General features: G+C 56.0%; 29 protein-coding genes. 8 read left to right on the forward strand and 21 right to left on the reverse strand.

All coding sequences use genetic code 11. From position 1 onward, the window contains the following. Positions 1-82: 82 nt before the first annotated feature. A complete protein-coding gene (locus tag Q9245_RS05430; RefSeq protein ID WP_305896179.1) occupies positions 83-739 on the forward strand; it encodes a GntR family transcriptional regulator in 657 nt (218 codons plus the stop codon). A gap of 132 nt (positions 740-871) precedes the next feature. Next, a complete protein-coding gene (locus tag Q9245_RS05435) occupies positions 872-1,819 on the forward strand; it encodes a DUF523 and DUF1722 domain-containing protein (protein ID WP_305896180.1) in 948 nt (315 codons plus the stop codon). A 74-nt stretch (positions 1,820-1,893) separates the two neighbouring features. Here the strand turns inward: Q9245_RS05435 and Q9245_RS05440 are convergent, their stop codons facing one another. The 7 genes from Q9245_RS05440 to Q9245_RS05470 form a co-directional block, all read right to left on the reverse strand. Continuing rightward, on the reverse strand, positions 1,894-2,628 hold the full coding sequence (locus Q9245_RS05440; RefSeq protein WP_305896181.1) for a YdiY family protein: 735 nt from the start codon (positions 2,626-2,628) through the stop codon (positions 1,894-1,896). A gap of 25 nt (positions 2,629-2,653) precedes the next feature. Beyond that, positions 2,654-3,673, reverse strand: a complete 1,020-nt coding sequence (locus Q9245_RS05445; RefSeq protein WP_305896182.1) for a rhodanese-related sulfurtransferase — start codon at positions 3,671-3,673, stop codon at positions 2,654-2,656. A gap of 299 nt (positions 3,674-3,972) precedes the next feature. Further along, the gene (locus tag Q9245_RS05450; RefSeq protein WP_305896183.1) at positions 3,973-4,704 is read right to left on the reverse strand and encodes a thioredoxin domain-containing protein; all 732 of its coding nucleotides are present in this window, start codon (positions 4,702-4,704) and stop codon (positions 3,973-3,975) included. 13 nt (positions 4,705-4,717) lie between these two features. Beyond that, positions 4,718-5,299, reverse strand: coding sequence for an ACP phosphodiesterase (locus Q9245_RS05455; protein WP_305896184.1), 582 nt, complete (start codon positions 5,297-5,299; stop codon positions 4,718-4,720). Between the two features lie 40 nt (positions 5,300-5,339). Next, complete coding sequence (locus tag Q9245_RS05460; RefSeq protein WP_305896185.1) at positions 5,340-6,770, reverse strand: DUF5666 domain-containing protein; 1,431 nt, start codon at positions 6,768-6,770, stop codon at positions 5,340-5,342. After that, positions 6,751-7,671 (reverse strand): DUF6502 family protein, encoded by a 921-nt coding sequence (locus Q9245_RS05465; protein ID WP_305896186.1) that lies wholly within the window; start codon positions 7,669-7,671, stop codon positions 6,751-6,753. The genes Q9245_RS05460 and Q9245_RS05465 overlap by 20 nt, the downstream gene beginning before the upstream one ends. Positions 7,672-7,748: 77 nt before the next feature. Further along, positions 7,749-9,170: a DUF5666 domain-containing protein gene (locus Q9245_RS05470; RefSeq protein WP_305896187.1), complete on the reverse strand. Its 1,422-nt coding sequence runs from the start codon at positions 9,168-9,170 to the stop codon at positions 7,749-7,751. Between the two features lie 270 nt (positions 9,171-9,440). Here Q9245_RS05470 and Q9245_RS05475 point away from each other — a divergent pair, with 270 nt between their 5' ends. The 5 genes from Q9245_RS05475 to Q9245_RS05495 are packed head-to-tail and all read left to right on the forward strand — an operon-like array spanning position 9,441 to position 13,902. Further along, positions 9,441-10,133 carry a DUF3348 family protein gene (locus tag Q9245_RS05475; RefSeq protein ID WP_305896188.1) on the forward strand — a complete coding sequence of 231 codons (693 nt, stop codon included), beginning with the start codon at positions 9,441-9,443 and terminating at the stop codon, positions 10,131-10,133. Then, positions 10,130-12,121, forward strand: a complete 1,992-nt coding sequence (locus Q9245_RS05480) for a DUF802 domain-containing protein (protein ID WP_305896189.1) — start codon at positions 10,130-10,132, stop codon at positions 12,119-12,121. The genes Q9245_RS05475 and Q9245_RS05480 overlap by 4 nt, the downstream gene beginning before the upstream one ends. Beyond that, positions 12,121-12,777 carry an OmpA family protein gene (locus tag Q9245_RS05485; protein ID WP_305896190.1) on the forward strand — a complete coding sequence of 219 codons (657 nt, stop codon included), beginning with the start codon at positions 12,121-12,123 and terminating at the stop codon, positions 12,775-12,777. Before Q9245_RS05480 ends, Q9245_RS05485 begins: the two co-directional genes overlap by 1 nt. Further along, a complete protein-coding gene (locus tag Q9245_RS05490) occupies positions 12,777-13,403 on the forward strand; it encodes a DUF2894 domain-containing protein (protein ID WP_305896191.1) in 627 nt (208 codons plus the stop codon). Before Q9245_RS05485 ends, Q9245_RS05490 begins: the two co-directional genes overlap by 1 nt. 58 nt (positions 13,404-13,461) lie before the next feature. Then, positions 13,462-13,902: a hemerythrin domain-containing protein gene (locus Q9245_RS05495; protein ID WP_305896192.1), complete on the forward strand. Its 441-nt coding sequence runs from the start codon at positions 13,462-13,464 to the stop codon at positions 13,900-13,902. A 33-nt stretch (positions 13,903-13,935) separates the two neighbouring features. Here Q9245_RS05495 and Q9245_RS05500 read toward each other — a convergent pair whose 3' ends face one another. Both Q9245_RS05500 and Q9245_RS05505 read right to left on the reverse strand, forming a co-directional pair. Then, positions 13,936-14,670, reverse strand: a complete 735-nt coding sequence (locus tag Q9245_RS05500) for an anti-sigma factor (protein ID WP_305896193.1) — start codon at positions 14,668-14,670, stop codon at positions 13,936-13,938. Beyond that, entirely contained in the window at positions 14,667-15,158 is a 492-nt protein-coding gene (locus tag Q9245_RS05505; protein WP_305896194.1) for an RNA polymerase sigma factor, read from the reverse strand. Before Q9245_RS05505 ends, Q9245_RS05500 begins: the two co-directional genes overlap by 4 nt. Before the next feature lie 127 nt (positions 15,159-15,285). Here Q9245_RS05505 and Q9245_RS05510 point away from each other — a divergent pair, with 127 nt between their 5' ends. After that, positions 15,286-16,653: a S8 family serine peptidase gene (locus Q9245_RS05510; protein WP_305896195.1), complete on the forward strand. Its 1,368-nt coding sequence runs from the start codon at positions 15,286-15,288 to the stop codon at positions 16,651-16,653. Here Q9245_RS05510 and Q9245_RS05515 read toward each other — a convergent pair. From Q9245_RS05515 to tkt, 12 genes are all read right to left on the reverse strand, one after another. Further along, positions 16,631-17,599, reverse strand: coding sequence for a surface lipoprotein assembly modifier (locus tag Q9245_RS05515; RefSeq protein ID WP_305896196.1), 969 nt, complete (start codon positions 17,597-17,599; stop codon positions 16,631-16,633). The two genes, Q9245_RS05510 and Q9245_RS05515, sit on opposite strands and share 23 nt — an antisense overlap. A gap of 66 nt (positions 17,600-17,665) precedes the next feature. Then, a complete protein-coding gene (locus Q9245_RS05520) occupies positions 17,666-18,172 on the reverse strand; it encodes a hypothetical protein (protein ID WP_305896197.1) in 507 nt (168 codons plus the stop codon). Positions 18,173-18,292: 120 nt separating this feature from the next. Beyond that, positions 18,293-18,835, reverse strand: a complete 543-nt coding sequence (locus Q9245_RS05525) for a peroxiredoxin-like family protein (protein ID WP_305896198.1) — start codon at positions 18,833-18,835, stop codon at positions 18,293-18,295. Between the two features lie 129 nt (positions 18,836-18,964). Next, complete coding sequence (locus Q9245_RS05530; RefSeq protein WP_133004669.1) at positions 18,965-19,231, reverse strand: DksA/TraR family C4-type zinc finger protein; 267 nt, start codon at positions 19,229-19,231, stop codon at positions 18,965-18,967. A gap of 47 nt (positions 19,232-19,278) precedes the next feature. Further along, positions 19,279-19,899, reverse strand: coding sequence for a hypothetical protein (locus Q9245_RS05535; RefSeq protein ID WP_305896199.1), 621 nt, complete (start codon positions 19,897-19,899; stop codon positions 19,279-19,281). Positions 19,900-19,956: 57 nt separating this feature from the next. Continuing rightward, positions 19,957-20,214, reverse strand: a complete 258-nt coding sequence (locus tag Q9245_RS15955; RefSeq protein WP_371824788.1) for a Rho-binding antiterminator — start codon at positions 20,212-20,214, stop codon at positions 19,957-19,959. A 12-nt stretch (positions 20,215-20,226) separates the two neighbouring features. Continuing rightward, positions 20,227-20,589, reverse strand: a complete 363-nt coding sequence (locus Q9245_RS05540; protein ID WP_305896200.1) for an iron-containing alcohol dehydrogenase — start codon at positions 20,587-20,589, stop codon at positions 20,227-20,229. Then, on the reverse strand, positions 20,568-21,287 hold the full coding sequence (locus Q9245_RS05545) for an iron-containing alcohol dehydrogenase (protein ID WP_305896201.1): 720 nt from the start codon (positions 21,285-21,287) through the stop codon (positions 20,568-20,570). The genes Q9245_RS05540 and Q9245_RS05545 overlap by 22 nt, the downstream gene beginning before the upstream one ends. A 154-nt stretch (positions 21,288-21,441) precedes the next feature. Then, the gene (fba, locus tag Q9245_RS05550; protein WP_305896202.1) at positions 21,442-22,506 is read right to left on the reverse strand and encodes a class II fructose-bisphosphate aldolase; all 1,065 of its coding nucleotides are present in this window, start codon (positions 22,504-22,506) and stop codon (positions 21,442-21,444) included. Between the two features lie 73 nt (positions 22,507-22,579). Beyond that, positions 22,580-23,740, reverse strand: coding sequence for a phosphoglycerate kinase (locus tag Q9245_RS05555; protein ID WP_305896203.1), 1,161 nt, complete (start codon positions 23,738-23,740; stop codon positions 22,580-22,582). 105 nt (positions 23,741-23,845) lie between these two features. Next, positions 23,846-24,874: a type I glyceraldehyde-3-phosphate dehydrogenase gene (locus Q9245_RS05560; RefSeq protein ID WP_305896204.1), complete on the reverse strand. Its 1,029-nt coding sequence runs from the start codon at positions 24,872-24,874 to the stop codon at positions 23,846-23,848. Further along, positions 24,874-26,874 carry a transketolase gene (gene tkt / locus Q9245_RS05565; RefSeq protein ID WP_305896205.1) on the reverse strand — a complete coding sequence of 667 codons (2,001 nt, stop codon included), beginning with the start codon at positions 26,872-26,874 and terminating at the stop codon, positions 24,874-24,876. Before tkt ends, Q9245_RS05560 begins: the two co-directional genes overlap by 1 nt. Positions 26,875-26,958 lie beyond the last annotated feature (84 nt).

Consider the following 26,958-nt stretch of genomic DNA (forward strand, 5'->3'; position numbering starts at 1 on the left):
CGAACAGTTAGTTAGCATATGTTAGACTGTGGTGTCGTCAGCCCCAGCAGGCTTAGCTACCCGACTTAAAGAGCTATCAATCATGGACTTTCAAGCGCCAAACACTCTGGCCGAACAAATTGCCGGTTATATGGCTCAACGCATCATGACGGGGCAAATTCAGCCGGGCCAGCGTATTCAGGAAGCGAATCTGGCCACCGAACTCAAGGTAAGCCGGGCGTCAGTGAAAGAAGCCCTGTACACCCTTGAACGCTGGCATCTGGTAGAAATTACGCCTCGCAAGGGCGCCTCTGCCACTCAGATCAACGCGGAATACGCGGCCGAGCTTTACGATGTCTACATGCACTTGCTGATCATGCTCGCCACCCGTTTGTGCGAACGCTGGAAAGAAGACGACAAGCCGTTGGTAATGGACGCTGTCAACCGTATTGTTGCCACCGTCAATGAACCCGGCGCAGACATCACAGCCGTCGTCGAAGCCAGCTTCGGCGTAATGGAAGCAGCCTGTGCAGTGGTCAACAACCCCTACCTGACGGAATCCCTGTCCAATTTCAAACCGGCAGTCAGTCGCACTTACTACTTGAGCGCCCAACGCTACCGACAGGGGCTAATCCACACTCTACGCTTTTTTACCGAGCTGCAACCCGCGGTGCTGGCCCGAGACTCCGCCACAGCTCGCACTCTGATCGAGGACTTTGCCGAGCAGCAAAAAAACCTGATCCGGAAGGCGATGGCGTAGAGCACTTCGTGTGGCACGGGCATAAATGATCCCCGCAACGGACTGCGGATAGTGGCAGTTCCCATTGATCGGCTTACACTGTAGAGACGTATGTTTAGGTAACGATCTCAGGCGACCCACAAGGAGCATTTAGTGAGCAATATTCCTGTTGGCATCAGCACTTGCCTGCTCGGCAAGGAAGTTCGCTACGACGGCGGCCACAAGCATTCCCGTTATTGCACGCAAGTGCTGTCACAGCACTTTGAGTTCCGCTCTATCTGCCCGGAGCTGGAAGCAGGTTTGGGGGTGCCCCGCCCCGCGATTCATCTACGCGAAAAAGACGGCGAGTTGCGTCTGACCGACAATAAAGGCACCGCTGACCATACCGATGCCATGGCCGACTTTATTCAGCAGGTGATGCCGTCGCTGGCAGATCTGCGCGGCTATATTCTGATGGCAAAATCACCCAGCTGCGGCATGGAGCGCATCAAAATTCACGACGCCGATGGCAATGTGATGAACCGGGACGGCCGGGGCCTGTTTGCCGAAGCGCTGATGAAAGCCTACCCGTTGATGCCGGTTGAAGAAGAAGGCCGCTTGAACGACAACGTTCTGCGGGAAAACTTCATCGAACGGGTGTTTGCCTACGACGACTGGATGCTGCACGTCGCCGGTGAAAACCTCACCAAACAATCTCTGCAGGATTTCCACAGGCGCTACAAATTTGCCCTGCTGGCCCATTCCGAGAAGATTTACCGCCAACTGGGCCCCATGCTGGCTGACCTGAAATCCGAACCTTTGGAAGACATCGCAGAACGCTATATTCACGGCTTCATGGAAGCCATGACCCAGCGCGTCAGCCGGGGCGCTCATGTGAACGCCATGAACCATTTGCTGGGTTACCTGAAAGACGATATGAGCGCGGCAGACAAAACGGTGCTGCTGGAGCAGATTGAGGCCTACCACCGGGGCGAAGTGCCTCTGGTGGTTCCGATGACGCTGTTGCGGCTGGCACAGCGCCGCGAACCTGTGGATTACCTGAGCACCCAGAAGTATCTGACACCCTACCCGGACGAACTGGGTTTGAGGAACAACGTGTAAGCGCACGGCAAAATGCCAAAAGGGGCAGATGGTTTGCGACCACCTGCCCCTTTTTTATGCTTGAATCGTTTTGCTTAGAAACCGTAGAGCAGAGAAATCGCCAACTCGGTGTCTGTCTTTTCCGAGCCTTCTGGCGCATCTGATACGTGCTTGACCCGGTAAGCGACCTTCATAGACAGGTTGTTCATGATGGAGCTTTGCAACGAGGTTTCCGATTTGGAGATCGTGTTGTTGTCATCCAGACCAATTTCGGTGCTCAGCTTCTGGCGGAACAGGGAGTTTTCAGACAATCCATAGTCGAACTGCGCGGCCAAGCGGGCAATGGCGTCTTCTTCCACATCTCGCCCGGTGTCCGGGTCTACTTCCATGCGCTTGTTGTAGCGATAACCGGCACCCGCGGAGAGGTCGAGGAAGGAGCGCTTGCCCGTTCGCCACACCCGGTTTCCATAACCGGTGGTGACCGACGATTCAAACTCGTAGCCCGAGAAACGGTCGTCTTCCCAGTTACCGCGCAAGAACCAGTACTGCTGTTCATCGAACTTGTAGTTGGTTTCCAGTGCGGCTCGGTATTCTTCAGCGGTGGTTTCGTCATCAGCCTCGGTGTACTTGGTGCTGAACTCACCACTGTTGCGCCAGGATACCTGGTCGTTGATCAGACCCAGGCGGCCGTTTACTTTGGTTTCGTCGGTGTTGCCTGACGTCATCAGCACACCCAGCTCGGCCTCGCCTTCCCAGTTTTCACTTTCCTGTGCCTGCACCATGGGTGCCAAGGCCAGACAAGCAATAACGAGTGGCTTCCTGATCAACATACGGTCTCCTTAGTTCGGTTTAATCTTACGATGACGCCGATTTGCGGGTGCGCTCGCCTTCCAGACTTTTCCGCGCCTGACGTTCACGCTCTGCCTGTTTGCGTGCTTTCCGCTCGGCAATAATTCGGGCGGCTTCACCACCTACGTGGGCTTCACCACGCTGTTCGGCCAAGCGCATTTGGTGTTCGCGCTCTTTGAAGCGGGCTTTCTGCTCTTCGGTCAGTGACTCGATGCACTGATGGCAGCTCACGCCTTGTTCGTACTCCGGGCGCAGCTTGTCGTCTTCGGTAATCGGGCGACGGCACGCGTGGCACTGGTCATAGTCTCCCCGCTCAAGATTGTGATTAACCGTGACCCGATCATCAAATACAAAACATTCACCTTTCCACAGACTTTGCTCTTGAGGCACTTCTTCCAAGTACTTCAGGATGCCGCCTTTCAGGTGATAAACCTCGTCGAAACCTTGCTCTTTCAGGTAGGCGGTGGACTTCTCGCAACGAATACCGCCGGTGCAGAACATGGCGACCTTTTTGTGCTTGGCCGGGTCGAGGTTTTGTTTCACGTAGTCCGGAAACTCACGGAAGGTGTCAGTGGCGGGGTTCTGCGCGTTTTCGAAGGTGCCGATTTCGACTTCGTACTGGTTGCGGGTATCGACCACTAATACTTCGGGATCGGAAATCAGTTCGTTCCATTCTTTGGGATCAACGTAGGTGCCCACCACCCGTTTGGGGTCGATGCCTTCTATGCCCATGGTGACGATTTCTTTCTTAAGTTTAACCTTGGTGCGTTTGAAGGGCTGAAATTCTACGAAGGATTCTTTGTAGTCGATGCCGTCGAATCGTTCGTCGCTGGCTATCCAGGCTTTAACGGCGTCGATGCCTTCGCGGCTGCCGGCGATGGTGCCGTTGATGCCTTCACGGGCCAGCAGCAGTGTGCCGTGCACGTCTTTTTCCAGCATCAGATTTAGCAGTGGGTCGCGTAGGTCTCTGTAATCGTTAACAACTGCGAACTTATAGAGTGCGCAGACAACTATGTTGTTGCTCATGTTTTTCTCCTGCGGGCCGGATCGTAAATCCGGAGCATGATTGATGGTTTTCGCGGGCTTGGTGCCAGCTTCGGGGGCGATTTTAACGCACTTTTGGTTGGGTTCAAGGTAGGGGTTACCGTGGACGGGTGCCTTGGCGCCGCCTTGCACGGGGGAGTCCCTTCCAAAATACGCTGTGGATACGTCCTTGTACGCTCAGCTCCGCCATCCATGGCTGCGCACGATTTTGGAAGGGACTCCCCCGCACAAGGCTACCGTTGTGCTAAACCGGGCCGCTGTTCGCAAGCCCGTCAGAAGCCTTAGTCTTCGGCTTTATTTAGTTCACGCTCTACCACTGCCGACAGCTGGCCCCAGCCGGGGCGGGTCAGTTGGATGTTATCGACTAGCACCGTTGGCGTGCTGGCTACGCGCAGTTGCATGGCCACTTGCAGGCTTTCTTCAACGGCTTCTTTGTGAAGTTCGGTGGTCATGCAGCGGCGGAAGCGGCGTTCTTCAAGGCCGAGGTCGTTGGCGTAGCGGGTGAAGGTGACAACCGGATCGTTTGAACCGCTCCAGGAGGATTGCGAGCCGTAAAGTTTGTCGTGCATGGCCCAGTATTCGCCCTGATCGCCGGCACAACGTGCCGCTTGGGCAGCGGGCATGGCGTTCGGGTGCTGGCGAAGCGGCAGGTCGAAATAGACGAAACGCACTTTGCCGGATTCGACGTACTCTTGTTTCAAGCGCTGGCTGGCTTCGGAGAAACTGGCGCAGGCCGGGCACTGGTAATCGGCGAATTCACGCACCACCACCGGGGCATCTTCTGCACCGACTGAGATACCGTATTGATCAAAAACAGCCGGAAACTCGTCGGCGTTCTCAGCGGCTACCGGCAGATTGCCGGAGGTCGGCGCCGGCGGCGTGGTCATGAAGTAGACCGCAGCAATCACGGCTACAACAACCACCGCAGCTATTGCGATATAAGCCGGCTTCTTGTTGCCTTGGTTACGCGGCGCAGGGGCGCCTGTTTGTTTGCGTCGCTTTGCTTCACCCATTTTGGGCTCCTTGTTAGGTGTCCGGATACTGGCGGGCGAAGGTTTGGAGCTCCGGAAAGAACTGCAAGAAATTCGCCTCTAGTTCGCGTTCATTCTCCCGAATTTCATCAATTATTCCAGTAAATTGATTCGGAAAACGAATGCGCTCGGCTACCCGGTCCAGGGCGAATCCGATGTTGTCCAGTTCCTGATAGGCACTAAACCAGTCGTGTTCCACCATGCGCCGGGTAACCTTGATCATTGCGGGTGGCATGACCGGCTCATGGGCGCTAAGTTCCCGATAAACGGTGTGAATGAACGCGGTTTGTTCGCAATCGCTATAACGATGCCAGTGCCGCAGCAGGAAGTGGTCGTAGAGGATGTCCAGCGCGACACCGGCAAAGCGCCGGCGCTGTTTGGAGAAGAGTTGCTTGCTGGCCAGCACTTGAGGGTGCTGGTCGGTGAAGGTATCTACCGCAAGATGGTGGCGAACACCGCCCAAAACCGGTGCGGGCAAGGCCGACCAATCAACACCGCGGGAGAAGTCCCCGAGAATACTGCCCACACGCGCCTCGGGGGAATCCGGCGCGAGAAACGTATGGGCGAGATGGTTCATGAGCTAGGGCTCCCTCAGACTAGTGCGCAATCACTTTGCCTTAATCATCGCATTCGATTCCGGTTGCCTGGAACCCATCGGTAACTTTTTGGTACTCGACGCTTACGACGGTGCAGTCGCGCCAGCCTTCGTTCTCGCTGCCTACGTTTTGATCATAGGTTATCTTGACGCCCAGAACAGTAAGTATCTTGGCGTTCGGGTCGTCCGTGGTTAACTGCCCGGTTAACTCATACTCACCGTTATCTTCGGATTCTATCTCGATATTGAGCGCTTCAACGTAGCTGAAATCGCCATTCGCATCTTTCTGTTCGATACCTTCCACTTCCAGAAACTTCGCTTCAGATAGCGGCGTTTGGTCGTCATCGTCTCTGTCGATCAACGTACTGTTCGTAATCCGAACCCGAACACCTCCAACATTCAGCTCGTTTTCTGCCGACCCTTCAAACGGGGGCAGCACAGCGGCTTCAACTTCCGCATTGCCTTCGTAGAGTTCTATTTCTTCGGCATGCAGTCGGCCAGACTTGATTTCACCTTCCACCTGAACCAGCAGGCCGTCAGCAATGCGTGAACGGGCAAAATCATCGAACTCGGTGTCGTTGTCATAAACAACCTGCACGCCGTTCAGTGAAAAGGTGGAGCCGGACACATTCAAAGACTGCACCGGGCCGGTTATTTCAATTTCGCCCCCTTCGTCACCCAGGAATCGACGGTCATCGGAGAAACGAATTTCGGCTGCGGTGACATCGCCGCCCTCGGAGAGGAAGCGGCCTTCCACCTCAACCAATGCACCTTTCACGATGTCGTTGATCGTGAGGTCACCAGGATAACTTACGTTCTGACCACCACGAATCCATTGATCGCCAATCCGGAACTTGTCTAACTGAACCTCGTCGATTCGCCCTTCCAATTCCAAGGGGAAGTCAGAGCCTGTGGTGACACTGCCTATGTAACTGGCGCGGTATCCGTTTGCCGTGCGCCAGGCGCTGACCCGAACCTTCATGCCTTCGGTGAGTTTGCCCCCGGTAACACGTAGCACGGTGCGGCTGTCGTAGTTGATGCTTTGCCCCAAAATACGGAAGCTGCCCGGTGTACCGGCGCTTTCGTCTGGCAGTACAATATCGGTCACCGGCCCGCGGAAGGTGTCGTCGTATTTCAGCGCTTCGGCTTTGCCGGAGCCGTCTTTATTCCACTCCCCTTCGATCCTTAGAATCATGCCTTTTTCAAGGTCACTTTCGGTCGAAATTCCGTCGTTGCTCTCAACGCGCTGGTTTACGATGTCGCGGGTTTCAAACTTCACGCCGTTTACAAACACGCTGCCAAAACCGGATACAGGGCCAACGCTGGAGCCAGTGCCGCGAATGCCACCGTCAGCGATATTCGTACCGCCACCGCCGCCACAGGCAGCCAGAACGCCGAGCGCGATTGGGGTGAGCATCAGCGTCAGACGCTTTTTAATGGATACCGGGTTCATTTGGGTCTCCTGCCAGCGGTTCAGGCTGGTGATGGTCATCAGATAAGGTGGAATCAGCAGCGCTGCGGGCCTGAATCGGATCTTCAAAATAAAACACCCCCACCCCGGTGCGCACCCGGTCTGTGTTGCTGTTAGAGGGGTGTTGCGAGACATCCTGGTCGTAAGGTGCCAGCCACTGGTCTAGTTCTTCCAGCAATCGCTGCGATTTCTCGGCCGCAAACTGTTGCCAGCGTTCGATCACGTCTGCGGGGATGTTGTCGTAGGTGAGTGTTCTTTGAAACAGTGGTGCCCGGCCGGGCTGGCTTTCGGTTAGGTTGTGATCAATCGTTGCCACCAGATCCGAGACGTCTTCTCCGAAGATCTGCAGCATTTCTTCGCTATCGCCCGCCGGCACGTATGCGCGTTTCTGAAGGTGCAACTTGCCGGTTTGTTCATCGGCCGAAACTACACCTACGCGAAACAACTCGTCCAAAACAGCTCGAGGCGGCATATCGCCACTGTATTTGCGTACTAGCTCGGTGAAGCTGCCTTCACCTTCAAAGGGCAGCATGGCAGGTTGGCCGTCAGCCGATTGAAAAGCAGCATCCCGAACCCAACCAGACACCACGCGGGAAGCACGGTTGGCGTGGGAACGGCGTTCGCTGCCGGAGTGTTCGCCGGCCAGTAAATCGCGCTGTCGTTTAACTTCTTTGCGGGTGAGCCCCGTCATCACGGCGGCTCTGGAATCGGTTGGCTTGCGTCGCCCATCGGCAAAGTCTTCGAGGGCTGCCTCCACATAAGCACGCTTCACCAGATCAGCAAATTCGCTGAACGGTACACCGTTGCGCAACAGCAATCGGGCCAGAGGCCGGAGGATGCGATACAGCGCTTTATTCAGAGGATTGGTATTGGTTGTCGTCATGTTTGGGATTGTATTCCCATAGCTAGCCTGAAAGCCAGAAAGGGCCGCCGTGCGGCAGCCCTTTCCTGTTTCGGTGATTATTGACTCACATCACTGGCCAGTACGAATTCACCACCAGTGTTTTGAGTGTATTCCACTTCCACTTCGTCACCCACGCTTACGCCAGCGGCGCTGTAAGCGCCGAACAGAATTTCCAGGTTCATAATGGTCAGAGAGGTTTCGCCCACTGCATCAACACGACCTTCGATTTCTGCAACGTTCTCGCCTTCGTCGTCTTCGCGCTCAATGGCGAAAGCTTCCAGGTAACCGCCATCGGTATCGCGCTGGCGCCCTTCCACTTCCACATAATCGCCTTGCTGCAGTGCGTTCAGATCGTCTTCGCGGCTTCTGCGCTTGTCTGAATCCGTCTCGATGAGGGTAGTGTCCGTCAGCCAGACTTTGACACCGCTGACGGTCAGAATTTCGTTCTCACGATCAAACTCTTGGATTTTGCCGCTCAGTTCAGCTTCGCCTTCCTGGCCTTCGATCTCCTCGGCGATGAGAACGCCGTTACGAAACTCGCCTTCTACTTTCACGTAAGTTCCGTCCTGAAGGTTACCGCTGTCCATGTCGTCGAATTCGGTATCGTCAGAGAACTGCACCTGAACGCCGTTGATCATAAAAGTGCCGGCAGATTCATCGAACGCGAAGATATCCCCGGAGATTTCTACGTCGTCGTCATCCTCGAAAAGATCGTCTTCTTGTTCGATTTCCTTCGCCATGAGCAGGTCGCCGTTCAAATAACCTTCGACTTCCACCGCCATGCCGTTTTCGAGATCAGCCAGATCAAAATCGTCATCACCGCTGGCCAGCTCGTAATTTACGCTGTATCCGGCGATGGTAAAGGTGCGCGCTGTGGCATCCAGATCAGCCACGATACCTTCAAGCTCGGCTTCATTCGTGTCGTCAAACTCCAATCCGATTACTTTTGCGCCCACATAGCTAGCACGGAATTGCCCATCCGCGGTGCGCCAACCACTCACCCGCACGCGATAGTTCGTTGGGTTGCCGGCCAGCTCTGCCGAGGTTGCGCCACGAAAAACGGTTTTAGCATCAAGCTCGACCGTCTGGCCCAGCAGAGTCAGATGGCCCGTTTTATCGGTATTACTCCATGTCGCCTCAGTGAGCGGGCCCCGGAGCGTATCGTCGTAGGAAATCTCCCGAGCTTGCCCTTCACCTTGGCCATTCCAGCTGCCGTTGACCTTGAGCACCATTCCTTTATGTAGCTGGTCTTCACGCTCGAGACCATCGTTGCTGGTTACCGTGCCATCGGTTTTGAAGCGCGTACCGTTAACGTAAACACTACCGAATCCGGTAACGGCCCCCACGCTGCGGCCATCGTGCCCCGTGCTTGCAGACGAACCACTGCCAGAGCCTGAGCCGCCGCACGCAACCAGCGAGCCAGCCAATGCGCCCATAATCACAATCTTTACTGCTACGGAAAGTCCATTACGCTTCATCTCAATTCCCCTCTTTGCTCAGCTTTTTCGCAGAAAATATAAAATGGGATTATTTTCCCAAAACAGATAGTGGGAATTTAATCCCAAACTTGGACTTTGTCCAGCGATTCGCGGTGAAGGGTTTGTGAGTGTTTCGTAATAAATGCAAGAAACGCTGCTCATGTCGGCCGGTCCGGCCATTATGATTCAGGCTGGTTAGGCAGTAGAATGACGAGCTTTAGTAAGTATTCGCTCGTTATCTATCCGATACCCTGACCCGGTGCGCCATCCATGAATCCAACGGCCTCTGTACAATCCGGCAGTGCTCATGCCCGGCTACTGCAGCTTCTGGCCACCGGCGATGCACCCCGAAAACCTGACAACCCTCCCTGCTTCGCCGAGCGCCTGAGCCGTTTATTCGGGCTTGGCGACACCATGACACTGGATGCCGCCACCGCGTTTCGGAGCCGTCAGCGCGGCATGGATCAGGGGCCGGTTTTCGAGCAACTGACCAAAGAGTTGAGCAATACCCGCCGGGCATTGCGTCGCAAGGTCAGCCGCTACGGTGAGGAAGTCGAGCCCGGCGAGAGCCTCTCAGCCGAACCCTACCTGAACGCGTGGCTGGTGCTGCAGCGCAAAGTGGCGGCCTCCAGCCGCCAACTCCGGGACAAAGTCCGCAAGGCGATGAAAGAGCACAATCAGAACCTTGCGCGTTTGGCGGAACTGGATTCGGTATTCGACCACACCATGGCCAGCTACACCGGCCAGTGTTTCTCCCATGTATCCAAGGTTCTGGAACAGCGATTCCATAGCCTGCAAACACCCTCTGATTCATCCCCTGACACCGGCATTGCGCCGGACGACTGGCTGCACCGCTACTGCGAAGAAGCGCAGAATCTTTTACTCGCTGAACTGGATGTTCGGCTGGAGCCGGTGCTGGGGTTACTAGAGGCCTGCCACAACGAGGTAAATCACTCTCCATGAGCAGACTTTTCTTTATTCTCGCGTTTGTTACAGGTTTGGCTGTAACCGGCTGGATTGGCCAGCGTTTCATCCATTCCGACCTGTTGGCGCTCTCCGTCACCATTATCATTGCCGTGGTGTATACGCTGGGTTTTGTGGAATTGATGGGCTTTCGCGGCACCACCCGGAAGCTGGCCGATAAACTGTCTACAACTCCGGAGAACCGCGAGCAACTGTCAGGTTGGCTAGCCGGCCTGCCGGAGCAAGTGCAGTTTGCCGTGCAGCGGCGCATTGACGGACATTTTGCAGCCCTGCCCAGCCCGCAGTTCACGCCCTACCTGGTTGGCCTGCTGGTTATGCTTGGCCTGCTGGGCACCTTCGCTGGCATGATTGTGACCTTGAGCGGCGCCGCTTCTGCTTTGGATGGCAGCACCGAGCTCAGCGCCATTCGCAGCGCCTTGGCTGCGCCCATTGCCGGGCTCAGCCTGGCCTTTGGCACCTCCATTGCCGGTGTTGCAGCTTCGGCCATGTTGGGGCTGGCCTCTACCCTGAGCCGACGCGAACGGTTACAGGTTTCCCGCCAACTGGACAAAACCCTGCGCCAGCGTTTGCATCATCTGTCGGCGGACCACCAACGCCAGCAAGCGTTCAAAGCGCTGGAATCCCAAGCCGAAGCTCTACCCAAAATGGCTTCTGCCATGGAAAGCATGACCGCCCGCATGGAGCAGCTGGGCCAACAGCTGGAACAATCCCTGACGCAAAACCAGCAGGAATTCCATAGCACGGTGGGCAACCACTATCAGTCGCTGGCCGACTCGGTGGCTGCATCGCTGGAAAAAGCACTGGAATCCAGCTCTCGCCTCACAGCGGAACGGATTGAACCGATTGTTACCGATGCCATGACCAGCCTGCAGTCCGGTGCCGGCAAGCTTCATGAAAACTGGGCGGCCACCACCCAACAACAGCTGGTCGATCTAACCGAAGCGTTCCAGAAAACCACCCGTGACGCGAGCGAACACTGGCAGCAGAATCTTCAGGCGCAGCAGCAGGCCTCCGCTGAACATCAGCAAGCCTTGCAACAGAGCTCGGAGCAAGCACAGAAGCAGCTGTTGGAGCAGCTTCAAAACGCCACAGAACAAACCGCCCAGCACTGGCAAACCGGTGTTGCACAGCAACAGCAAACCGCTGAAAAGCTGGTGACTGATCTGCAGAACACTCTGCAGGAATACCAAACTCAGTTCCGAAACGAGAGCGCAGGGCTTGCCAGCCAACAGCAGCAAGGTTTGGATGCACTGATCACCCGTATCAGCGAGCAGCTCACAACGCTGCATGATCAAGAAGTGGCCCGTGGCGAAGCCGCGAACAGCCGGTTGGCGCAGCTGGAAACCACCGTGTCCAAGCACCTGACCGAGCTGGGCGCGGGGCTGGAAGCGCCCATGACCCGCCTGATAGAGACTGCCTCAGAAACTCCGAAAGCGGCGGCGCAGGTGATTTCACAGCTGCAATCCGAGATGGCCCGTAACAGCGAGCGTGAAAACCAGTTACTGGAAGAACGCCAGCGCCTGGTCAAGGAGCTGGACAGCCTGCTGGAATCCCAGCGCAGCAATGCCGACAACCAACGCCAGGCGGTGGATTCACTGATCAGCGGTGCCGGCGAAACACTGACCGGCATCAGCGAACGTTTCAATGTGCTCATCCAGGAACAGAGCCAGCAGCTTGGCAAGCTGGGTGAAGATCTTAGCGGCAGCAGCCAGGAAGTGGGCGCCCTCAGCGACGCCTTCCTCAAGGCGGTCGAACTGTTCAGCGCGTCTAACGCGCAGCTTCAGGACAGCCTCAACAACATTCAGAAAGCACTGGACTCCGCCAGCCACCGTCATGATGAGCAGCTGGCCTACTACGTAGCCCAGGCCCGTGAAGTGATCGACCTATCCGTGAGCTCGCAAAAGGATGTTATTGATGCCGCAGCTGCCCTGCGCCGCGGCGAGCTTGAGGCCAGCGGAGCGGATTGATGGAACATTTGGAGGACAGCGAACAGCAGTCCACGCCGATCTGGGCGATATTCTCTGACCTGATGGCCGCTTTGGTGGGCATTCTGGTACTAATTCTGGTGTGGGTAATTGGAGTTCAACTAGAGCTCAGCCAGTCTCTGGCGGAAGAAAAAGCCAAGCGGGAAGCCGAAGAAGAACGCAGGATTGCGCTGGAACAAGCGCTGGAAGACCCGCTCACTAAAGGCCTGGTGACCTTCAGTAATGGTCGCATCGGCATCAGCGGCAATGTGCTGTTTCAGTTGAACTCGGATCAACTTCAAGCGGATGGCGTTGAAGTGCTGGAATCGCTGGTGACCCCGCTGAAAACCTATCTGACCCAGCATGATGAGTTGTTGATGGTCAGCGGCTTCACCGATGACTTGCCGATGCACCGGGGCAACCGGTATCAGGATAACTGGGGACTGTCGGCGCAGCGAGCACTCACCGTGACGCGCACGCTGATGGAACTAGGCCTGCCAAACGATCGGGTTTTCGCAGCCGCGTTTGGCCCGCATCATCCTGCCGTTCCCAATGTGGATGCGGAATCCCGCGCCCAGAACCGGCGGGTGGAGATCAGCACCGTGCCGCGTGCGCCAACCAGCGCCGCAGCAGACGCTCAACCGGACACCGAAAGCTGATGTCTGATCTGGCTGAATCGTCTCTGCTTGCTGCGCTGCAAGCGACCGGGGCTGACCAAATAGATCCGGTGCGCTTTCACTACCTGGCGGCACTTGAGCAACGCCTGCGTTCGAAAGGGCTTGAGGGCACAGCCCATTGGCACAAACTGGAGCGGGCCGTCGCCGAGTTACAGGCCAGAGAGCGTAACAATGCCAAGCAGCCTTCGGCGGCTGAGCCTCGTCGTCGTTCTCCCCTGCTCGATTTGATCGACACACTGAATCAAGCTCCCAGCAGCGCTCCGGCACAAGCGCCCCGCTCCGCAATCGAGCAACTGATCTTCGGGACAACGGAAGAGGAAGCGGTTGAGCGCTCACAAACCACATCAAACAGCCCACAACCGTTGAAAGCCATGGCTCGCGCAACGGCTGACCACGGCGTTCAAGCGCTTCAAGACCGCATTCAACACGCCATTGAAAACATCCCCGAAGATGCCGGCCCGATGAATGCCCATCGGCTGGTCAGCCGGGCCATTGCCGAGATGCAGCGCCTGTCACCGGAGTATCTCAACCGCATGGTGAATTACACCGACACCCTGATGGCGCTCGAAAAGCTGGGGCGAAAAATCGAGATTACCAAGCCGAAATAAAACCCGTTCAAATGTGTTCTACACTATCTCGGTGTTCAAGCCGATAAGGAGAGCCATAGTGAACGTGTTCGAAGCCTTGAGACAGGATCACGACGTACAACGGGAACTGCTGGAACAACTGGCCGACACCTCTGGCGATGAGCAAGTTCGCCGACAGGGATTTGCGAAGCTGAAAACCGAATTGACCGAACACGCAGCAGCGGAAGAAAAGCATTTCTACGCCCACCTGATGCAACACGAGCAAACCCAGGACAAAGCCCGCCACAGCGTTGCTGAACATCACGACATTGATGAATGCATAGAGCAGCTTGAAAAAACCGACTATTCCAGCCCCCAATGGCTTCAAATGTTCAAAGAGCTGCAACACCTTGTTAGCCATCATCTGGATGAAGAAGAACAGGAAGTGTTCCAGATGGGCGGCAAGGTACTGACCGATCAGCAGAAGGAGGATCTGGGCAGCCAGTACCGTAACGAGATGGAACAGCGAAGAAGCGATTAAGCGTTAAACCGGTGCTTCTGCGCCCGTCAGGCTTCAGTGGTTGGGCGACCACTGAAGCTCAATCAGGCGCCGTTCATCTTCCGGTGCCAACAAAGGACCCGCGATCATTTTATCCAGCGTGGCATCCAGCGCCGAGCCACCACTGGCTGTTTGGTAGCGGTCCTCAGCAACCGCACCCGTCAATTCAAGACGCACAGCCAGATCCCATTCCTGGGTGCCCGCACCGCTCAGGCAAGCAATGTTTTCCGAACGCCCGGCATCTCCTTGTACCCGAAACTGTCGACAGTATTCACCGTCGTGATTCTTGAACGTCAACCGCGGCGTAAGAGTCTCGCCGCTGGCCAGAGTGTAGTTTGTGCCGCTGGGCGTCGATTCCAGCACCTGCGCCACCTCCTGCCAGGAGGCATCTGAGTCAACCGTAGGCAGCGACAGCCACTGGGCCAAGGCAAAGCCACCGACCAAAGCGGCAGCAATGGCCTTCCCGGTATGAGCGCGCAGACGCTCCCGCAGCGGAAAACGAATCACGTTGTTCGGCTGGCGCTCAGGCTCATTCTCGGCCATGCCCAACAGCTGTGTGATCCCCGCAGGCAGCGGGCGATCGTCGATTTCTCCGTAGTGCGCCTGCAACGCCTGATCAACCATCGACAACTCACTCAAACGCGCAGCCAGCGCGGGCTCCACCGCTAAGCGCTCACGAATCTGCTGCATTTCCTCGGCGAGCAATTCACCATCGAGAAAGGCAGAGAGTTTTTCATCCACGTTGGTCATTGCTTGATCCTCGTTGTCTCAGGCGCCAGCGCCTCACTCAATGCGCCGCGCGCACGAGCCAGCCGGCTCATTACCGTCCCTTTGGGCACCGACAAAATCTCTGCGACCGCCTGATAAGACAGCCCCTGAATCGCCACCAGCGATATGATCTGGCGCTGATCTTCCGGTAACAGGCTCATCGCCTGATCCACCCGGCTAACCTCCATTTCATTGGCGACTTGCTTATCGCCATCGAAAATCTGGCCGTCACTGAGCTCCGGGTTTTCTGCCGCGTCACGACGAACCTTGCGAGCCCGACACTCGTCTATCCATACGTTCCGGCAGACCCGAAATGCCCATCGGGCAATGTCTGCGTCATCAGGTCGCGGCCGGCTCAACAACCGCTCTACCGTATTTTGAAGCAGATCATCCGCATCAGCCGCGGAACCGCTCAGTGAGTAGGCAAAGCGCCTCAAACTCGGCAATAGTTCCGTGATTTCCTGTCGCATGGCGCCCTTTGTCGATATGTGTTACCTGTACAACGAGTCAAAGCGGGATTTATTCCCTCTGATCGGGAATTATTTTTCGATCCAGCCGTTGTTCTGTTAGAAACTCTTTTTTACCTGGATCTACACGATGATTAAGCGACCAACGTTCCACTGGCTGATGGTACCGGCCTTGCTGATTGCGCCCGGATTGGCCCAAAGTGCTGGCCCCGGCGATCTGCTGAACGGGCAAATTGATGGCATTTCCAAACAGGTCGAGCGACGGGCCGAAGCATTGGTGGAGCGCAAAGTGGCGGAGCGGACTCGCGAGCGTGTCGTCAACGCCGACGAGCTGCCGGAGAAACTGCAAGGGCAACTGTCGGAGCTGTTACCCGTTCGCACTCGTGATGGCGAAACCGCCTTCTACGAAACGCTCCAAAGCGATGGTTCCCGAGCCGTGGCCCGGCAATGGCTTATCACTGCTACGGCCGAGGAACTGGATCGGCTTCGCCGCCCCGGCGTGACGATCTTGGAGCAACAGAAGCTCGAAGGTTTGGGGCTGACGGTGGTGCGCTTTCAGGTTCGCCCGGACATCGACTCCCGTGCTGCACTGAAAAAACTTTTACCGGAACTGTCAGAACGACTCGACCGTAACCACATATACAGCCCCCAAAGCCGGGCTTCGGGCGCAGTGCCCAATCGCGCTGAAACAACAACGGCCAGCCTGTGCCCGGAGCCCGTTCGCGTTGGCATGGTGGATACGCTGATCAGTGAGGAACATTCGGCGTTTGAACAAGCAAAGATCGTTCAGAAACCGTTCTTAACGGTGGCGAACCAAACCGGTGAACTCACAGCACCTCGTGCTCACGGCACCGCCGTTGCCAGCGTGCTGGTGGGCCAATCCACCGCTCAATCTCAGCCCCGGCTGCCCGGCGCAACGCTGTTCAACGCATCGGTGTTCTACGAGGGCTCCGAGGCGACTTCCGGGGCAACACTCGCTCACTTGCTGGAAGGATTAAACTGGCTGGCAGAACAAAACACCTCGGTCATCAATATCAGCCTGACCGGCCCGGATAACCGGATTCTGGCTACCGCCATCAAAAACCTGCAGCAAAAGGGGCCTATGCTGGTCGCCGCCGTGGGCAACGAAGGGCCCGCTGCGCCACCGCTGTATCCCGCTGCTTATGAGGGGGTGATCGGTGTGACGGCGGTGGATAAGGCGGGCGCTCTATACCGATGGGCAAACCGGGGAGAACACGTGACTTTTGCCGCTCGCGGCGTGAACGTTCCGGTTGCTCACCCGAACGGCGGCTTTGTTCAAGATAGCGGAACCTCGTTGGCGGCCCCGGTGGTCACGGCCTTGCTCGCGTGTTCGTTACCGCGCATGAGCAACGAACAGGCGATTCAGGCACTGATAGAGCGTGCTGAAGATCTGGGTGCCGAGGGCCGTGACCCGGGGTTCGGCCACGGCTTTCTCGACGATCAGTCTGGGCGCTTCAAAAATCAGCCCGCAGGGTGACGCCGGCTACGGTTTTATCGTAATCCGCAGAGTCTACGTTTGAGGTGTAATGGCCGTAGGACACCTTCGGCTCAAGGCTAAGCACCTCGTTTAGCCCGATCCGCCAGCCGGCTTCTACAATCCAGGCCTTGTCTGCGCGCTGCTCCGACGTGCGTTCCTGCAAATCTTCGATAAACGGGTTGTTCAGAAACGGTTCATCGGGCGCAATAACCACTTCATCGTATTCCCGATCTTCATAGCGCCATTTCAACCGCAGGCGGTTATCTTGGCCTGCCATCAGGAACTTGTGAACCCAGCTGACACGCACGCGAATAAGCCGGTTGTCATAGGCATCGGCCCGCGCATCTTCCTGATCGCCATCGACACCGAACAGCAGGTGGCTGTGGGCGTCGTTAAAGAAGAAAAAGGCATCGAGACTGGCACCTTTAATGTCAGCGTCCCGGGCATCGCTGTCTTCAAACTCTTTGGTTTTGTCCTGCAGGCTCACCATCAGGTATGTGCTATCCCCCAGAAGGCTACCGAGGTAAACGCTGGTGCGCGTGAAATCCAAAAACGGATCCGAATCCAAGGTAGCGTGGGAATAGTGATAACTCGCACCCACCGTAACCGGATCGAAATCGTAGCTCAGATCCGCAGACGCCAGATGGATGTTCTGGTCGAACTCGTCGTAGGTTTGGTAACGGCTACCGGACACCGAATAGTCCAGCGTCAGGTTCAGTGCCTTGGTGGGTTTTAAAATGGCTTCCAGCCCGGCGTCGAAGACCCAGGCTTCGTCGCTGTTATCGGAGGAGCGGTTCAGTTCGTCAACCGTCAGGTTGTTGTCGTGCTCCATGCCAGCCGCCACATGACCGTTCAGTTCGGCATGCTCCGATGCCCAAAGCACGGGGGCGGACACAGCCATTGCGGCCGCGAGCGGCAGCTTATAGAAAGGTTGTTTTAATCGCATGACAAGGTTCTCCTGGCCAGAAAAAAGCCGGGCCTTAACAGGCCCGGCTATCATTAATCGGCGTGATTAGAGTACTCCGCCACCGGTAGAGCCTTTCACGGCACCTTTCACAGAGTTCCGGACTTCCCCCTTCACGGAATCCGACACGGAGGTACCGATTTGCTGATTGGTTTCAACGCGAACCTCCGAGCTGCGCGCTTCGTTCACGCGATCTTTTGCAGCAGCTCGCTTTTCGGCAGCCTTGCTGGCAGCCGCATCTGCTGTGGCGTTAGCTTTACCACGGACCTTCTGGCCCGCTTCAACACCCGCATTCACAGCTGCATTTGTCTTCTGGCGTGCCTCGTTACTGGCCGCCTGGCCTTGCTCAGAAGCTTCGCGACGCGCGGCCTCACCGTTCACATTGCCCTGTGCAGATGCTGATCCGCTGCCTTGAGCTGAAACGCCATCGTTACCATTGGCGCTGGCGCTCATGTTTGCATCGGCCTGAACGTCAGCGGAAGCGGCGCCTTCAGCAGCAAGTGCGCTGGTAGAAAGGATAGAACAGATCGCAAAAGTCAAAATGTGCTTTTTCATAATTTCGTCCTCCTTTGGATGAACCCTTATGGGTAGCTTTCATCAGGAAGACGACTGGGCCGATACTTTATTCCAAAAAAATTCAGAAAATTTTGGATTTTTTGTTCCGACCCCCAGTATTCACACGCTCACCTGCTCGTTCTTGGCGTGCTGGATCACTTCGTTCAGTGACCACTGATCATCCGCGTGGGTGCCATATTTCAGGGCGACAATTTTCCCGCTGTCATCGATCAGGAAATCGGCAGGCAGCCCCAGTTCCGCTTCCAGGCTTTCCGGTTTTTTCATTCCGAACTTGCGCACGCCTTTCAGCGCACCTCTCATCATTTTGAAGTTCAGAATGGCCTTCCACGAACTTTCCACACCAAACGAGCGGTAGAGCTTTCTTGATGGGTCGGCGATAAGATCAAAAGGCACATCAATCACGTCTTTCAGCATACGCTCTCGGCTGGCATGAAAGACGACCACCTCGTGGATGTCGTTTTCCTGCAGCTGAGCGGAATTTTTGAAGAAGGACTGCAAATGGAGATTGCAGATCGGGCAACCCGCGAAGCGTCTGAACTGCAGATGAACCAGCTTTCCGGGCTGGGGAACTTGTACTGACTGGCCTTTGATGTTGCTTAAGTCGGCCAATGCGACCGTCTCGCCTATGACTTTGCGTTTCACGCGCGCTCTCCGGTGATTATTAAATTATTGGGGCATTCTTCACTGACGCGGCTTTGGGTCGGAAGGTTCCGAAGGCGAGTAGCGATGGAACCGGCATCCAGGCTAGATGGATCGCCTATCTAATCGCCACTACCTCAACTGGCTGTCTTTACTGCCTCGCCGGTTGATGCCTCCGGTGCCTCCGCCCTTCGCTTCTAATTTCGACTGACAGGCGATGCACAGTTGAACGCCGGGAATGGCTTCGCGCCGTGCTTCTGGAATGGGTTCATCACACTCAACACAGAACTCCGCGCTGTCTCCGGAGTGGAGATTGCTACGCGCCTGTTCGACTGCATCTTCAACTGTGGCATCTATCTGATCTTGTACGGCTCCGTCTCGAGCCCAACCGCCGGCCATATCAATCACCTGCTAGTTGCTGTCTTTATTAGCTGAGTTTAACCGAACTATTGACGCTTATCCTGCTTCCCAGCCGCCGATTCAACGTTTTGCCCGGGCATGACTTTTAGAGCTGATTTGACGACTTTTGTCGTCAAAGGAAACCGATTTGAAACATACTGGTCCATCGCTTCGGTTTTTCTGTGTTTAAAGACGTTGGGATTATCGGGAAATTGAATCTCTGCATTGGCCTGCTCCAATGCCGAATACAGTTTCTTTCGGGAGAAAGGGTAGTTTTGGCAGATCTGCACTTTTGTGCCGTCTTTCAGGTAAACATTAATGTTGGTCATCGCTGATGTATCAATGCGCAAGTGGTGTTCGATCTCCACAATATCCTTTGGATTTACACTGAAGCACCACTCTTTGAAGATGGGGTGGTAGCTGTAGAACTCGTTCGCCGTCACATAGATTTCGAACTTTTCTTTACTCTTAAGAAACCATAGAAAAATACCGGTCAGGACGACCATAACGGCCATACCCGCTTTTACGGCGATGTCGTATATCTCCGAGAAATTGGCTTTGTCTTGAAAAAAATGATGAAAAGCGAAGAGAAGGACCGGAATCAGGAGAATGTTAAAAGCGATTTTCAATGCCTGACGTCGTCGGGTTTTCGCATAGTGGAATAGCATCACATAACCTATAGGGAGCTGGAGCCGATGTAAGCGTCATACATTCAGCATACGCATTTAGGTAAAAGAAACACGTTGAAAGTTAGGGTTATCCACACACACTTCGAGCGATGAGATGAGATCTAACGGGATCAAACGAACAACACCTTTCGAATCCACTTTGATGCACTCTTCTCTGTGCTCATCGTACGCTGTATCAAGTCCGACACCTTCAACCACTGCGCCTGATTTCATCACTAGCTTGATCGGATACCGATACATACAGGCTATTTCTATGTAGTCCTGCTGATCACACGTCATCATTGCTCTCACCATTCAGTGACTGCACTAGCCTTTAATCGCATGCAGAATACGGATGATTTCCTCTTTGTTGAGATATCCCGGTACGGCATAAGTTCCGTGAGCTTCCTTCATGGCCGCATCAGCCATCACCGAGAAGTGCTGTTCGTCCATCCCGTCTACTTCAAGGTGCATAGGCAACGCCCGCAATAAGTCTTTCACCCGTTGGATCAGTTTATCTGCGGCATCCTCGTCGGTATTCGCCTCCAAACCACAAAGTCGCGCCAGCGTTGCCAATCGACCGGCGGCAAAGGGGCGGTTCACTTCGAATACGTGCGGCAACACGATCGCGTTGTCACAGGCCCGCTCTAGATTTTGCAACACCAATTTCACGCCAGAACCGGAGTACATCTCGGTTTCTTCGTTGGAAAAATCACTGATCCAGGACTCCAGGAATTGGTCAGTGCATCGATTCCTGTGTCTGCGGTTACCGTTTTGGGCATTCCAGCCATAATTTCAGGATCAAGCGCGGCAGCCAGGGGCACGAGTTTGGGGTCGATCACCAGATTTTTGATGTGGGTTGTTTCATCGGAAATGACCGCTCCGAGCGTTACCTCAGAGCCGGTACCTGCGGTGGTCGGAATAACGAACAGAGGCAACGACGGCTTGCGAGCTTTAAGAATTCCAACGAGCTCACGAGGCGTTTTTTTGTTGCTGGCAGCAAGTGCAATCACCTTAGCCGCGTCGATAGAGGAGCCACCGCCAACCGCAAGGACGGCATCGCATTCATTCTCACGGAGCATAGCCAGGCCGTTATGGACTACGTTGAAGTCCGGGTCTGGTATCACCCCGCTATACACGACCGTATCAATACTGAGCTCACTGAGCCGTTGTGCCAATGGATCGATGACACCCAGTTCAAACAGTGCAGCATCTGTCACGATCAGCACCTTGTTAACGCCAAGGCGAGCGATGTGCTCGAGTAGCTGGAAACGTGCATGCTGTCCCAAAAACATATAGGGCACGGGCGCAGGTACCAGCTTCACGATTAGCTTCAGTGCGGACAGCTGCGCTTTGGCGCGCGCGACGGTGATTTTCTCGGAAATCATAGGTAACTTCTTTAGTTAGCATGTTGAGTGTCCGGCATTAACTATAGCCAAGAACTCTATCTCTGCTCACAAAGCTACGGTTTTTACGAGGTTTTCAGGAGGGGGAAGAGACTAAATGCCCCGGATGGTTCCGGGGCATTTTTTTACTGCTGGCTTACTTTACTTTCGGGTCCAGCTCACCAGTCTCATAACGCTCGAACATTTGCTCGAGGTTCAGAGGCTTGATCTTGCTGGCCTGACCGGCGCAGCCGAAGGCTTCGTAGCGAGCAACACAGATGTCGGTCATCGCTACCATGGTGGCCTTCAGGAATTTACGCGGGTCAAACTCGGCCGGGTTCTGCGCCATGAAGCGACGAACCGCGCCGGTGCTTGCCAGACGCAAGTCGGTGTCGATGTTCACTTTACGCACACCGTGCTTGATGCCTTCAACGATTTCTTCAACGGGTACACCGTAGGTTTCCGGGATTTCACCGCCGAATTCGTTGATCACCTTCAGCCATTCCTGGGGTACGGAGCTGGAGCCGTGCATAACCAAGTGGGTGTCCGGGATGCGCTTGTGGATCGCTTTGATCTGCTCGATCGCCAGGATGTCGCCCGTTGGTGGACGGGTGAACTTGTAGGCGCCGTGGCTGGTGCCGATGGCGATGGCCAGTGCGTCTACGTGGGTTTTGGCAACGAAGTCTGCCGCTTCTTCCGGATCGGTCAGCATCTGGTCCATGTCCAGAGTACCTTCGGCGCCAATGCCGTCTTCTTCACCGGCTTGGCCAGTTTCCAGAGAGCCCAGGCAGCCCAGTTCGCCTTCTACGGAAACACCGCATGCGTGCGCCATTTCGACTGTCCGGCGAGTGACTTCTACGTTGTATTCGTAGCTGGTTGGGGTTTTGCCGTCTTCACCCAGTGAACCGTCCATCATGACGGAGCTGAAGCCAAGCTGGATGGAGCGCTGGCATACGGCCGGGCTGGTGCCGTGGTCCTGGTGCATAACGACCGGGATGTGCGGCCATTCTTCGATGGCGGCCAGAATCAGGTGGCGCAGGAAGGGCGCACCGGCGTATTTGCGGGCACCGGCAGAGGCCTGAACAATAACCGGGGAGTCGGTTTTGTCGGCGGCTTCCATGATGGCTCGCATTTGCTCGAGGTTGTTTACGTTAAAGGCTGGCACACCGTAACCATGCTCGGCGGCGTGGTCCAGAAGTTGCCGCAGCGATATCAGGGCCATGGGTTGTCTCCTTCGTTAACTTTTGATGTTGGGATTCTGCTTTAGCCGCCATTAAATGGCGGCTTATTAAAACTTACTGTCCGCGCTCTTCCAGTACAGCCACTGCCGGCAGGGTTTTGCCTTCTACGAATTCCAGGAAGGCACCGCCGCCAGTCGAGATGTAGGAGATCTTGTCAGCTATATCATATTTGTCAACGGCTGCTACGGTGTCTCCGCCGCCGGCCAGTGAGAAGGCGTCGCTTTGGGCGATGGCTTCAGCAAGGGCTTTGGTGCCGTTGCCGAACTGGTCGAATTCGAATACGCCAACCGGGCCGTTCCAGAGGATGGTTTTGGCGCTCTTCAGCAACTCGGCGAACTGGCCAGCAGTTTCCGGGCCTACGTCGAGGATCATGTCATCGGCAGTTACGTCGGAAATGTTTCGAACCGTTGCGGTGGCGGTTTCGGCGAATTCGCTGGCAACAACAACGTCAACCGGCAGCGGGATTTCCACGCGGCTGGCGATGTCTTTGGCGGTGTCGATCAGGTCGTGCTCGCACAGGGATTTACCAACCGGGTGGCCGGCGGCCGCCAGGAAGGTGTTGGCGATGCCGCCGCCTACGATGATCTGGTCGCAGACTTTTTCCAGGGCGTTGAGTACGTCCAGTTTGGTGGACACTTTGGAGCCGCCAACGATGGCGACAACCGGCTTGGCAGGATTATCCAGCGCTTTACCCAGAGCGTCCAGCTCAGCCGCCAGCAGCGGGCCGGCGCAGGCTTCGGGAGCAAACTTGGCCACGCCGTGGGTAGAAGCCTGGGCGCGGTGGGCGGTGCCGAAGGCGTCCATCACGTAGATGTCGCACAGGGCCGCATATTGCTTGGCCAGGTCTTCGTTGTCTTTCTTTTCGCCTTTGTTGAAGCGAACGTTTTCAAACAGCACCACTTCGCCATCGGCCACTTCCACGCCGTCGAGGTAGTCTTTAATCAAACGCACTTCCTGCCCCAACATGGTGGACAGGTGGTCGGCGACCGGCTTCATGGAAGACGCTTCGTCGTACACACCTTCTTCCGGGCGGCCAAGGTGGGACATCAGCATGACTTTCGCGCCGGCGTCTTTCGCTGCTTTGATGGTAGGCAGCGAGGCACGGATACGGGCGTCGCTGGAAACTTTGCCGTCTTTTACCGGTACGTTCAGGTCTTCACGAATCAGAACCCGCTTGCCGGCGAGGTTCAGGTCAGTCATTTTTTTGATGGCCATAATCAAGGTCCGTAGTTATGGATTCAATCGTATCTTGGTTCGGGTCTATCTTGGGTGGGGTCTGACCCCATTTGGGGTCAGACCCCTTTTATCCCGTTGTATCAGTCAGGGTTTGCTTAGCCACGCCTGGCTGACATTCAGCATTCGGTTGGCGAAGCCCCATTCGTTATCAAACCAGCACAGCACCTTTACCATGGTGCCGCCGGTGACTCTTGTCTGCCCGCCATCAACCACGCCAGAATGGGAATCGTGGTTGAAATCCGAGCTCGCCAGCAACTCGTCAGTGTAGTCGAGGATGCCCGCCAGCGGCCCTTCGGCAGCGGTTTTCAATGTTTGGTTCACGGCTGCCACATCGGTGCTTTCGCGCACATTGACCACCATGTCGATGGCCGACACGTTGAGTGTGGGCACACGGATTGCCACAGAGCTGAAACGGCCTTCCATGTGTGGCATTAACCGCTCGATACCGCGGGCTAACCCGGTATCAACGGGCACCATGTTGTGCAGTGCGCTTCGGGTGCGGCGCAAATCCTTATGGTGATAGGCATCAATCACGGGTTGGTCGTTCATCGCGGCATGAATGGTGGTGGTACTGCCCTGCTCCACGCCAAAGGCATCGTCCAGTACTTTGATCACTGGCACCAGGCAATTGGTGGTGCAGGAACCGGCCGCCACAATCACGTCGTCTTGGGTTAGCGCCTGATCGTTGATGCCGTATACCACGGTGCGGTCTACATCGGCCTCGCCCGGCTGGGAGAACAGCAAACGCTTGGCCCCCGACGCGATATGCTTTTCTGCGGTCGCACGATCGGTAAAGGCGCCGGAGCATTCGAGCACCAAGTCCACATCCAGCAAGCGCCAAGGCAAATCTTCCGGGTCCGGGTGGCGCAGCACTCGGATGCGGTCGCCGTTCACGATCAGGTCATCACCTTCCACCGCCACCTTTCCGTTTAGCCGCCCGTGGGTGGAATCGTATTTGGTCAGGTGGGCAATGGTGTCGATGTCCGACAACTCGTTAATCGCGACCACCTGCAGGTGGTCGCGAAAGCCGTTCTCATACAATGCCCGCAACACGCACTGGCCGATGCGGCCGTACCCGTTGATAGCAATCCGATAAGGCTTTGAGTTGCTCATCAAGCGTCCAGCAGTTCAGCAGCCACTTCCAGGATGTTTTCAGCGGTGAAGCCGAATTCCTTGAACAGCTCACCGGCCGGCGCAGACTCACCAAAGGTGGTCATGCCTACAACCCGGCCGTCCAGACCAACGTACTTGTACCAGTAGTCAGCGATGCTGGCTTCGATCGCAATGCGGTTGGTCACTTCCAGCGGCAGAACTTGCTGCTTGTACTCAGCACTCTGGGCATCGAATACGTCGGTAGACGGCATGGACACTACACGTACGGCTTTACCCTGCTCTCGCAGTTTGCCGGCAACGTCTTGCGCCAGACCGACTTCGGAGCCGGTGGCAATCAGGATCAGCTCAGGCGTGCCTTCGCTGTCGGACAATACGTAGCCACCTTTGGCAACGTTCGCCAGCTGCTCGGCATCACGATCCTGATGCGGCAGACCTTGGCGGGAGAACACCATGGCCGTGGGGCCATCGTTACGCTCCAGGGCAGATTTCCAGGCGACTGCAGATTCAACGGCATCAGCCGGGCGCCACGTGCTCATATTCGGTGTGGTGCGCAGGCTGGCCAGCTGTTCAATCGGCTGGTGCGTGGGGCCGTCTTCGCCCAGACCGATAGAGTCGTGGGTGAATACGAAGATGGAGCGCTGCTTCATCAGTGCTGCCATGCGCACGGCGTTACGGCAGTATTCCATGAAGATCAGGAAGGTAGCACCGTAGGGAACAAAGCCGCCGTGCAGAGCCATACCGTTCATGATCGCCGCCATGCCGAACTCGCGTACACCGTAATAGATGTAGTTGCCGGAGGCGTCGTCTTTGGTCACGCCTTTACAGCCAGACCAGATGGTCAGGTTGGAGCCGGCCAGGTCGGCAGAGCCGCCCATCAGTTCCGGCAGCAACGGGCCGTAAGCGTTCAGGGCATTCTGGGAAGCCTTACGGGACGCGATGGTGTCGCCCTTGTCCTGGCATTCCTGGATGTAGGCTTGCGCTTTTTCAGCGAAATCAGCAGGCAGCTCACCGGCCATACGGCGCTTGAACTCGGCTGCCAGTTCCGGCTCGGCTTTTTCGTAGGCGGCAAACTTGTCTTCCCAAGCTTGCTGAGCCGCAGCGCCTTTTTCTTTGGCATCCCAGGCGGCATAGATGTCGTCAGGCACTTCAAACGCGCCGTGCTGCCAGCCCAGAGCTTCGCGGGTCAGAACGATTTCGTCGTCACCCAACGGAGCACCGTGGCAATCTTCTTTACCTTGCTTGTTCGGGGAACCGAAGCCGATGATGGTCTTGCAGCAGATCAGAGTTGGCTGTTCGGTGTTTGCGCGGGCCGCTTCAACGGCAGCACGGATGGCGTCGGCGTCGTGGCCGTCAACGTTCGGAATAACCTGCCAGCCGTAGGACTCAAAACGCTGCGGAGTATTGTCGGTGAACCAGCCTTCCACTTCGCCGTCGATGGAAATGCCGTTGTCATCGTAGAAAAACACCAGTTTGCCCAAGCCCAAAGTACCGGCCAGTGACGCCACTTCGTGAGAAATGCCTTCCATCAGGCAGCCGTCGCCCAAGAATGCATAGGTGTAGTGATCAACAATCTCGTGACCCGGACGGTTGAACTGGGCTGCCATCGCTTTTTCCGCCAGCGCAAAACCAACGGCGTTCGCAATACCCTGACCCAGCGGGCCAGTGGTAGTTTCTACACCCGGGGTGTAGCCGTACTCAGGGTGCCCCGGTGTTTTCGAATGCAGCTGACGGAAGTTCTTGATGTCATCAATCGATACGTCGTACCCACTCAGGTGCAGCAAGGAATACTGCAGCATGGAGCCATGGCCGTTAGACAAGATAAAGCGATCACGGTTAGCCCATTGCGGGTTAGCCGGGTTATGGCTCAGGTAATCGTTCCACAGTACCTCGGCGATATCTGCCATTCCCATGGGCGCACCCGGGTGGCCGGATTTGGCTTTCTGAACCGCATCCATGCTCAGCGCGCGTATGGCGTTGGCGAGATCTTTACGAGACGGCATTGACAATTCTCCAGTGTTTATCAGGACAAGACTTCAAGCTGCAAAAACTGCTCAAAAAGAAGGCGCGTATTTTCGCCGATTAGG

This window comes from Marinobacter sp. MDS2 (genome assembly GCF_030718085.1).
Classification (GTDB): domain Bacteria; phylum Pseudomonadota; class Gammaproteobacteria; order Pseudomonadales; family Oleiphilaceae; genus Marinobacter.

Coding starts and splice junctions, on each gene's coding strand:
- Q9245_RS05430 (WP_305896179.1), top strand. CDS start 83: ATGGACTTTCAAGCGCCAAACACTCTGGCCGAACAAATTGCCGGTTAT.
- Q9245_RS05440 (WP_305896181.1), bottom strand. CDS start 2,628: ATGTTGATCAGGAAGCCACTCGTTATTGCTTGTCTGGCCTTGGCACCC.
- Q9245_RS05445 (WP_305896182.1), bottom strand. CDS start 3,673: ATGAGCAACAACATAGTTGTCTGCGCACTCTATAAGTTCGCAGTTGTT.
- Q9245_RS05450 (WP_305896183.1), bottom strand. CDS start 4,704: ATGGGTGAAGCAAAGCGACGCAAACAAACAGGCGCCCCTGCGCCGCGT.
- Q9245_RS05455 (WP_305896184.1), bottom strand. CDS start 5,299: ATGAACCATCTCGCCCATACGTTTCTCGCGCCGGATTCCCCCGAGGCG.
- Q9245_RS05460 (WP_305896185.1), bottom strand. CDS start 6,770: ATGAACCCGGTATCCATTAAAAAGCGTCTGACGCTGATGCTCACCCCA.
- Q9245_RS05465 (WP_305896186.1), bottom strand. CDS start 7,671: ATGACGACAACCAATACCAATCCTCTGAATAAAGCGCTGTATCGCATC.
- Q9245_RS05470 (WP_305896187.1), bottom strand. CDS start 9,170: ATGAAGCGTAATGGACTTTCCGTAGCAGTAAAGATTGTGATTATGGGC.
- Q9245_RS05475 (WP_305896188.1), top strand. CDS start 9,441: ATGAATCCAACGGCCTCTGTACAATCCGGCAGTGCTCATGCCCGGCTA.
- Q9245_RS05480 (WP_305896189.1), top strand. CDS start 10,130: ATGAGCAGACTTTTCTTTATTCTCGCGTTTGTTACAGGTTTGGCTGTA.
- Q9245_RS05485 (WP_305896190.1), top strand. CDS start 12,121: ATGGAACATTTGGAGGACAGCGAACAGCAGTCCACGCCGATCTGGGCG.
- Q9245_RS05490 (WP_305896191.1), top strand. CDS start 12,777: ATGTCTGATCTGGCTGAATCGTCTCTGCTTGCTGCGCTGCAAGCGACC.
- Q9245_RS05500 (WP_305896193.1), bottom strand. CDS start 14,670: ATGACCAACGTGGATGAAAAACTCTCTGCCTTTCTCGATGGTGAATTG.
- Q9245_RS05505 (WP_305896194.1), bottom strand. CDS start 15,158: ATGCGACAGGAAATCACGGAACTATTGCCGAGTTTGAGGCGCTTTGCC.
- Q9245_RS05510 (WP_305896195.1), top strand. CDS start 15,286: ATGATTAAGCGACCAACGTTCCACTGGCTGATGGTACCGGCCTTGCTG.
- Q9245_RS05515 (WP_305896196.1), bottom strand. CDS start 17,599: ATGCGATTAAAACAACCTTTCTATAAGCTGCCGCTCGCGGCCGCAATG.
- Q9245_RS05520 (WP_305896197.1), bottom strand. CDS start 18,172: ATGAAAAAGCACATTTTGACTTTTGCGATCTGTTCTATCCTTTCTACC.
- Q9245_RS05530 (WP_133004669.1), bottom strand. CDS start 19,231: ATGGCCGGCGGTTGGGCTCGAGACGGAGCCGTACAAGATCAGATAGAT.
- Q9245_RS05535 (WP_305896199.1), bottom strand. CDS start 19,899: ATGCTATTCCACTATGCGAAAACCCGACGACGTCAGGCATTGAAAATC.
- Q9245_RS15955 (WP_371824788.1), bottom strand. CDS start 20,214: ATGGTGAGAGCAATGATGACGTGTGATCAGCAGGACTACATAGAAATA.
- Q9245_RS05540 (WP_305896200.1), bottom strand. CDS start 20,589: ATGTACTCCGGTTCTGGCGTGAAATTGGTGTTGCAAAATCTAGAGCGG.
- Q9245_RS05545 (WP_305896201.1), bottom strand. CDS start 21,287: ATGATTTCCGAGAAAATCACCGTCGCGCGCGCCAAAGCGCAGCTGTCC.
- fba (WP_305896202.1), bottom strand. CDS start 22,506: ATGGCCCTGATATCGCTGCGGCAACTTCTGGACCACGCCGCCGAGCAT.
- Q9245_RS05555 (WP_305896203.1), bottom strand. CDS start 23,740: ATGGCCATCAAAAAAATGACTGACCTGAACCTCGCCGGCAAGCGGGTT.
- Q9245_RS05560 (WP_305896204.1), bottom strand. CDS start 24,874: ATGAGCAACTCAAAGCCTTATCGGATTGCTATCAACGGGTACGGCCGC.
- tkt (WP_305896205.1), bottom strand. CDS start 26,874: ATGCCGTCTCGTAAAGATCTCGCCAACGCCATACGCGCGCTGAGCATG.